This window comes from Streptomyces sp. SID3343, assembly GCF_009865215.1.
Lineage (GTDB): Bacteria > Actinomycetota > Actinomycetes > Streptomycetales > Streptomycetaceae > Embleya.
Genome location: NZ_WWJX01001418.1, coordinates 1 through 5373, shown reverse-complemented (window position 1 = coordinate 5373; position 5373 = coordinate 1). Strand labels below are relative to the sequence as shown.

Sequence of the window (5373 nt, the reverse complement as noted above, 5' to 3'; positions counted from 1 at the left end):
GCGGGCGGGTCCCGAAAACCCTTGGCGCGCGGCGAACCGTCCCGCTAACGTGCTCGACATGAAACGTGCCGCCATGATGACGACGACGCCGGAGCTCGTGCCGGCGCGCTGACCGAAGTCATGTCGGAAGCCCCGGGGCGAGTGCCCCGGGGCTTCGCCATGTGCGTCCGGGCCATTCGCCTCACCGCCCGTGAGGAGAGCACGATGCCCGACCACCGCAAACTCGGCCGCGAACTCGATCTGTTCGACACCGATCCACTGATCGGCGCCGGCCTGCCCTACTGGCTGCCTGCCGGCGCGGTCGTTCGACACGCCCTGGAGGAGTACGTCCGAGGCGTGGAGATCCGCGCCGGCTATCGGCACGTGTACTCGCCCGTGCTCGGCAAGCGCGAACTGTACGAGATCTCCGGCCACTGGGCGCACTACCGCGACGACATGTTCCCGCCGATGGACCTCGGCGGCGACGAACGGGCGGTGTTGCGACCCAGCCTGTGTCCGCATCACGCGCTGATGTACCGCTCCCGTCCGCACAGCTACCGCGAACTGCCGCTGCGGATGGCCGAGTCGGGTGCGATGTACCGCTCCGAGTTGTCCGGGGTGTTGGGCGGCCTGAGCCGGGTGCGGGCGATCCACCTCAACGACGCGCACGTGTTCTGCACCCCCGACCAGGTCGCCGACGAGGCGCACGCGGCGTTGCGGTTGATCCGCGACGCGTACGCCGTGCTCGGCATCGAACCGGTGCGCTACCGACTGTCGTTGCGCGGCTCGGGAGGCAAGTACGTCGCCGACGACGCGATGTGGCGGCGCGCCGAGGCCGTGCTGACCGACGTGCTCGACGCGTCGGGCCTGGCCTACGAGGCGGTCGAGGGCGAAGCGGCGTTCTACGGGCCCAAGATCGACGTACAGATCGCCGACGGTGCAGGGCGCGAATCCACGTTGTCCACCGTCCAGGTCGACTTCCACCAGCCCGAGCGGTTCGACCTGCACTACATCGGCGCGGACGGCGCCAAACACCGCCCGGTCATGGTGCACCGCAGCGTGATCGGCAGCGTGGAACGGGTCGTCGCGCACCTGATCGAGCTGTACGAGGGCGCGTTCCCGGCCTGGCTGGCACCCGTACAGATGCTCGTCCTGCCGATCTCGGCCGCCGAGGCCCCGTACGCCGCCGCGCTCGTCGAACGCGGCCTGGACCAGGGCCTGCGGGTGGAGATCGCACATCCCGAACAGGGCACCCTGGGCGCCCGCATCCGGGCGGCTCGCCTGGTGCCCTACCTGGCCGTCGTCGGCGCCCGGGAGGCCACCGCCGACTTGGTCGCGCTGCGCCTGCGTGACGGCCGCCGACCGGATCCGCTGCCCGCGGCCCACGCGTTGGCCCGGATCACAGCGATCATCGGTGCACGGAAACCGGGCCTTTGGGTCGATTAGCCCACGCGGACCCCCTCGGCGGCGTAAGAATCTATCCCGAACCACCGCAAGCAAGCAGGGAGGGGACCTTCGTGAGTGTGCGCATCGACTCGGCACGAACCGCCGAACACCCGGGATACGGGATGGGGGGCTGACCATGGGAGCGATCGAAGTACGTTTGTTGGAATCGTTTCTGATGGTGGCTCAGGAGTCGAACGTGACCCGGGCCGCCGCCCGGTTGCACCTGACCCAGCAGGCGGTCTCGTCGCACGTCCAGCAGTTGGAGCACGCGCTTGGGGTGACCCTGCTCGTCCGGACGTCCCGCGGCGTCCTGCTCACCCCCGCCGGCGACGAGTTGGCGGCGGGCGGCAAGGCCGTGGTGGCCGACCTGGAGGCACTCGCCGAGCGGGTCCGCGAGGTCGCCCGCGGCCAGTGCGGCAAGCTGCGCCTGGCCTGCTGCCCCTATTCGACCGCGTTGTTCGCGGCCGAGGTGGCGGGCGCGATGGAAAGCGCGGTGCCCGGCATCGAGGTGGACCTGACCACACTGCCGACGCCGCGCGCCGAGATGGAACAGTTGGAGAGCGGTGACGCCGACGCGGCGTTCATGTGGGTGCGGCGCGGCGACCCGCGGCTGCGGCACGCCGAGGTGCGCACCGACTCGTGGGCGGTAGCGGTGGCTATGGGGCACCGACTCGCCGAGCGGGAAACGGTCACGATGGCCGACCTCGCCGACGAGCCGGTCGTGATGCCGGACATCTTCATCTCCGAGGACGCGCGCAGTCTGTGGCTCGCCGAGCCGCGCCCCGACGGGCGCCCGGCGGTCCGGGGTCCGATCGTCGAGCGGGTCGAGGAATGCCTGCTCGCGGTGGCCCGCGGGCGCGGTGTGTGGCTCGCGCCGCAGCCGTTGGCGAGATGGGCGCCGGTGCCGAGCGTGCGCTGGGTGCCCATCGAGGACGCCGAACCCTCGCCGCTGGCGGTGGTGTGGACGTCCCGGGCCTCGGAATCGCTGATCTCGACCCTGGTCGCCGAGGTCCGCAAGGCCACGAGTTGGGAGCCGGAACCGGTGGCGTGAGCCCGGGATTCGGGCCGGTGGCGGGTCATGTCGACGCGCCGTCGGCCCGGATCACCCGACCCGAGACCGCGCTCGCCTCCGCGCCGAGCAGTCGGCCGACCACGTGCGCGATGTCCGCGTAGCGGTCCAGGCCCGGCACCGGCCCGGGCGCGACCGCGTTGACGGTGACGCCGCGCGGCGCGAGTTCCCGGGCCGATGCCCTGACCATGTGCTCCACGGCCGCCTTGGAGCCGGCCGACAGCCCGTAGGCGCCGGGCGCACCCGCCGTGAACGCGGTCGACAGCACGACGCAGCGCCCGCCGTCGGACACGTGCCGCGCGGCGGCCCGCAGGCTGTGGAACGCGCTGCGGGTGTTGACGTCGATCAGCCGGTCGAAGTCCTCGTCGGTGCAGTCGGCGAGCCGTTTGTCGAGGATCGCGATCGGTACGTGCACCACGATGTCGAGCCGGCCGTGCCGGGCCACGATGCCCTCGAACAGGGTGTCGACGGCCGCCGAGACCGTCGCGTCGGAGCGGGACGCCTCCGCGGTGACCCCGTACCGGTCCAACGCCGTCAACGTCTCCTCGGCGGCCCGTTCGTCGCCGGAGTAGCTGAACACGGTGGCCGCGCCGCGCGCCGCGACGTGTTCGGCACACGCCGCACCGTGATTGCGCGAGCCACCCACGATCAGCGCGACCTTGCCGTCGAGATCACGGTGGGGGTGCGGTGCCGAGTCGTCCACGAGGGGTCCCGTCAGGTCGACCGAATGAGGTGCGGCCAACCTTGCCGGGCACCCGGCGCGGAGGGAAACAACGGTTTTCTGTGGCTGCCCACGGATCTCGTTGTCCCGGTTTCGGGTGTTCCTTTCCGGTGCGCCCTCGGGTGCGTTCCCGGTCCCGGCCCCGGCTCGGGTCCCCGCACTCCCTACGCGCCCGGGGGCGTCCAGGACGGGTCGCGGCCGGCCAGGCCGAGCACCCGGTGCAGGAGCGGAGCGTCCTCGGGGACCTCGACGGGGGTACCGAACGCGCCGGACACGTCCGGCTCGTCCGCAGCCGGCGCGAGCAGCGACCGGGACGCCTCCAGGTTCGCGGCGGGTACCGCGTAGTCGAGCCCGAGGGCGCGAGCCAAGTCCCAGCCGTGCACCAGGAGTTCGTTCTGCGCGACCAAGCCCGCCACCTGCGCGGGAAGGGTGATTCCGCCGGCCTGGGTCTCGCCCTCCCACGACTCGGGCCTGCGCCACGTCGCCACCAACTCGTCCAGTCGACGCGCCAGCACGGCGCGCCAGTCGGGGTCGAGCGGCGGGAACGGCGTGGCCGGAGCGGTGCCCGTACTCGCCCCCAACTCCTTACGGCCCGCGTCATGGAACGCGACGGTCAGACCGACCAGGTGTTCGAGCAGAATCCGCACCGTGTACACCCCGCACGGCGTCGGGTCGGCCAGTCGATCGTCCGGGAGATTCCTCGTCATCTCCGCGATTCGCGCGGCCGGCGGTTCCAGATCCAGCATCATGGCGTCCTTCCTCCATCGGTTCGGACGGATCCCGCCCTCTCATGGGTAGACCGGAGCACCGTCGACAACTCATCGGTGCGCGGCGCACGACTTTCGCCCGACAACTCACCGGTGCGCGCGGCACGACTTTCGCCGATCCCCGCGCACACGCAACGCGCCGCCCCCTCGGCGCGTCAAGTGGACGAACGGTTTCGATCACGAAGGCCCGAGCGGCGTCGGTTCGATGTCGGGAGCCCGAACACGGACTCTCGCGAGGTCTACGGAAGCACGGAAGCGGCTATGGATCCCAGCTCGGAGTTGCGTTACAGCCCACCCCCGCGGATCGGCCAACTGCTGCGCCTGGTGACGGACACGTTGCCTCGGTTGTCCTACGAGCCCTGGCACTTCGGCGACGCCATCGCGTTCGAGGCGATGCTGCGCGCCGGAGAGGCCCTGCAGGCGGGCGAGTTCCGCGGTTTCGTGCACGGCTACCTGCGCGCGTGGTCGGCGCGCGAGCGCCCGTTCACCGCGTCCGATCGCGCGGCGCCCGGTCACGCGCTGGTCGGTCTGTACCGCGGAACACACGATCCCGCGCTCCTGGAACGGGCGTTGGAGCTGGCCCGCCACCTCGTCGACGGCCGGCGCACGCTGCACGGCGTGGACGTGACGTACGAGCGGTCGCCGCTGCGAAAGCCCTACGGGGACGGTGTCCTGGACGCCGACGAACGCGCGCTGCTCGACGACCCCGGCGCGGGCGTGTTCGTGGACTGCCTCTACCTCGACCCGCCGTTCCTGTGCGCGCTCGGCGCGGTCAGCGGGTGGCCCGAGTGGGTCGAGCGCGGGACGGCCCAGGCACTGGGCTGGGTCGAACTGCTCCAGGACGCGGACGGCGGCCTGTTCCACCACTTCCACCTGGAGCGCACCGGACGCCGGTACGGCCTGGGGTGGAGCCGGGCACAGTGCTGGGCGCTGCTCGGGCTGCTCGACGTGATCGCCGAGGCGCCGACGCACCCGACCGTGCCCAAGCTCCGCGCGGCAGCGGCCGCGTTGATCCGGGCGATGGTCGGCCACCAGCGCGAGGACGGGCACTGGGACGCGGTGGTGGGCGAGCCCGACAGCCGGCGCGAGGCGGCCACGGCGGCCTTCATGGCGGTCGGATTCCGGCGGGCGGCCCGACTGGGAGTGGTCGACGTCGAGGACGTACGGTCGGCGGCCGAGCGCGCGGTGGCCGCGACGGTGACGGCGATCGACGCGCGCGGTGTCCTGGGCGAGGTGTCGGGGGCGGTGTGGGCGTCCACCCACGAGCGGCACTACCGCCATGTCCCCCGCGGGTTCGTGGTCCCCTGGGGCCAGGGCGCGGCCGCGCTCGCCCTGGCCGACGTACACGAGCACGGGCCGCTGCTCCCGACGACCGCCATCGACCGGTGAGC

Annotated in this window: 5 protein-coding genes; 3 read left to right on the top strand and 2 right to left on the bottom strand. The window is 72.1% G+C overall.

What is annotated here, in order from left to right; all coding sequences use genetic code 11:
- Nucleotides 1-159 precede the first annotated feature (159 nt).
- Both thrS and GT354_RS44855 read left to right on the top strand, forming a co-directional pair.
- Nucleotides 160-1425 carry a threonine--tRNA ligase gene (gene thrS, locus GT354_RS44860; protein ID WP_161363058.1) on the top strand — a complete coding sequence of 422 codons (1266 nt, stop codon included), beginning with the start codon at nucleotides 160-162 and terminating at the stop codon, nucleotides 1423-1425.
- 136 nt (nucleotides 1426-1561) lie between these two features.
- Complete coding sequence (locus GT354_RS44855; protein ID WP_161363056.1) at nucleotides 1562-2476, top strand: LysR family transcriptional regulator; 915 nt, start codon at nucleotides 1562-1564, stop codon at nucleotides 2474-2476.
- Between the two features lie 25 nt (nucleotides 2477-2501).
- Here the strand turns inward: GT354_RS44855 and GT354_RS44850 are convergent, their stop codons facing one another.
- Nucleotides 2502-3197, bottom strand: a complete 696-nt coding sequence (locus GT354_RS44850) for an SDR family oxidoreductase (protein ID WP_161363054.1) — start codon at nucleotides 3195-3197, stop codon at nucleotides 2502-2504.
- A gap of 182 nt (nucleotides 3198-3379) precedes the next feature.
- Nucleotides 3380-3964: a TIGR03086 family metal-binding protein gene (locus GT354_RS44845; protein ID WP_161363052.1), complete on the bottom strand. Its 585-nt coding sequence runs from the start codon at nucleotides 3962-3964 to the stop codon at nucleotides 3380-3382.
- A 279-nt stretch (nucleotides 3965-4243) separates the two neighbouring features.
- Here GT354_RS44845 and GT354_RS44840 point away from each other — a divergent pair, with 279 nt between their 5' ends.
- Nucleotides 4244-5371: a glycoside hydrolase family 88 protein gene (locus tag GT354_RS44840; RefSeq protein ID WP_161363049.1), complete on the top strand. Its 1128-nt coding sequence runs from the start codon at nucleotides 4244-4246 to the stop codon at nucleotides 5369-5371.
- Nucleotides 5372-5373: the final 2 nt, after the last annotated feature.

Excerpts from the sequence above, each read along its gene's own strand:
- thrS (WP_161363058.1), top strand. The coding sequence starts at position 160 with ATGTGCGTCCGGGCCATTCGCCTCACCGCCCGTGAGGAGAGCACGATG.
- GT354_RS44855 (WP_161363056.1), top strand. The coding sequence starts at position 1,562 with ATGGGAGCGATCGAAGTACGTTTGTTGGAATCGTTTCTGATGGTGGCT.
- GT354_RS44845 (WP_161363052.1), bottom strand. The coding sequence starts at position 3,964 with ATGATGCTGGATCTGGAACCGCCGGCCGCGCGAATCGCGGAGATGACG.
- GT354_RS44840 (WP_161363049.1), top strand. The coding sequence starts at position 4,244 with ATGGATCCCAGCTCGGAGTTGCGTTACAGCCCACCCCCGCGGATCGGC.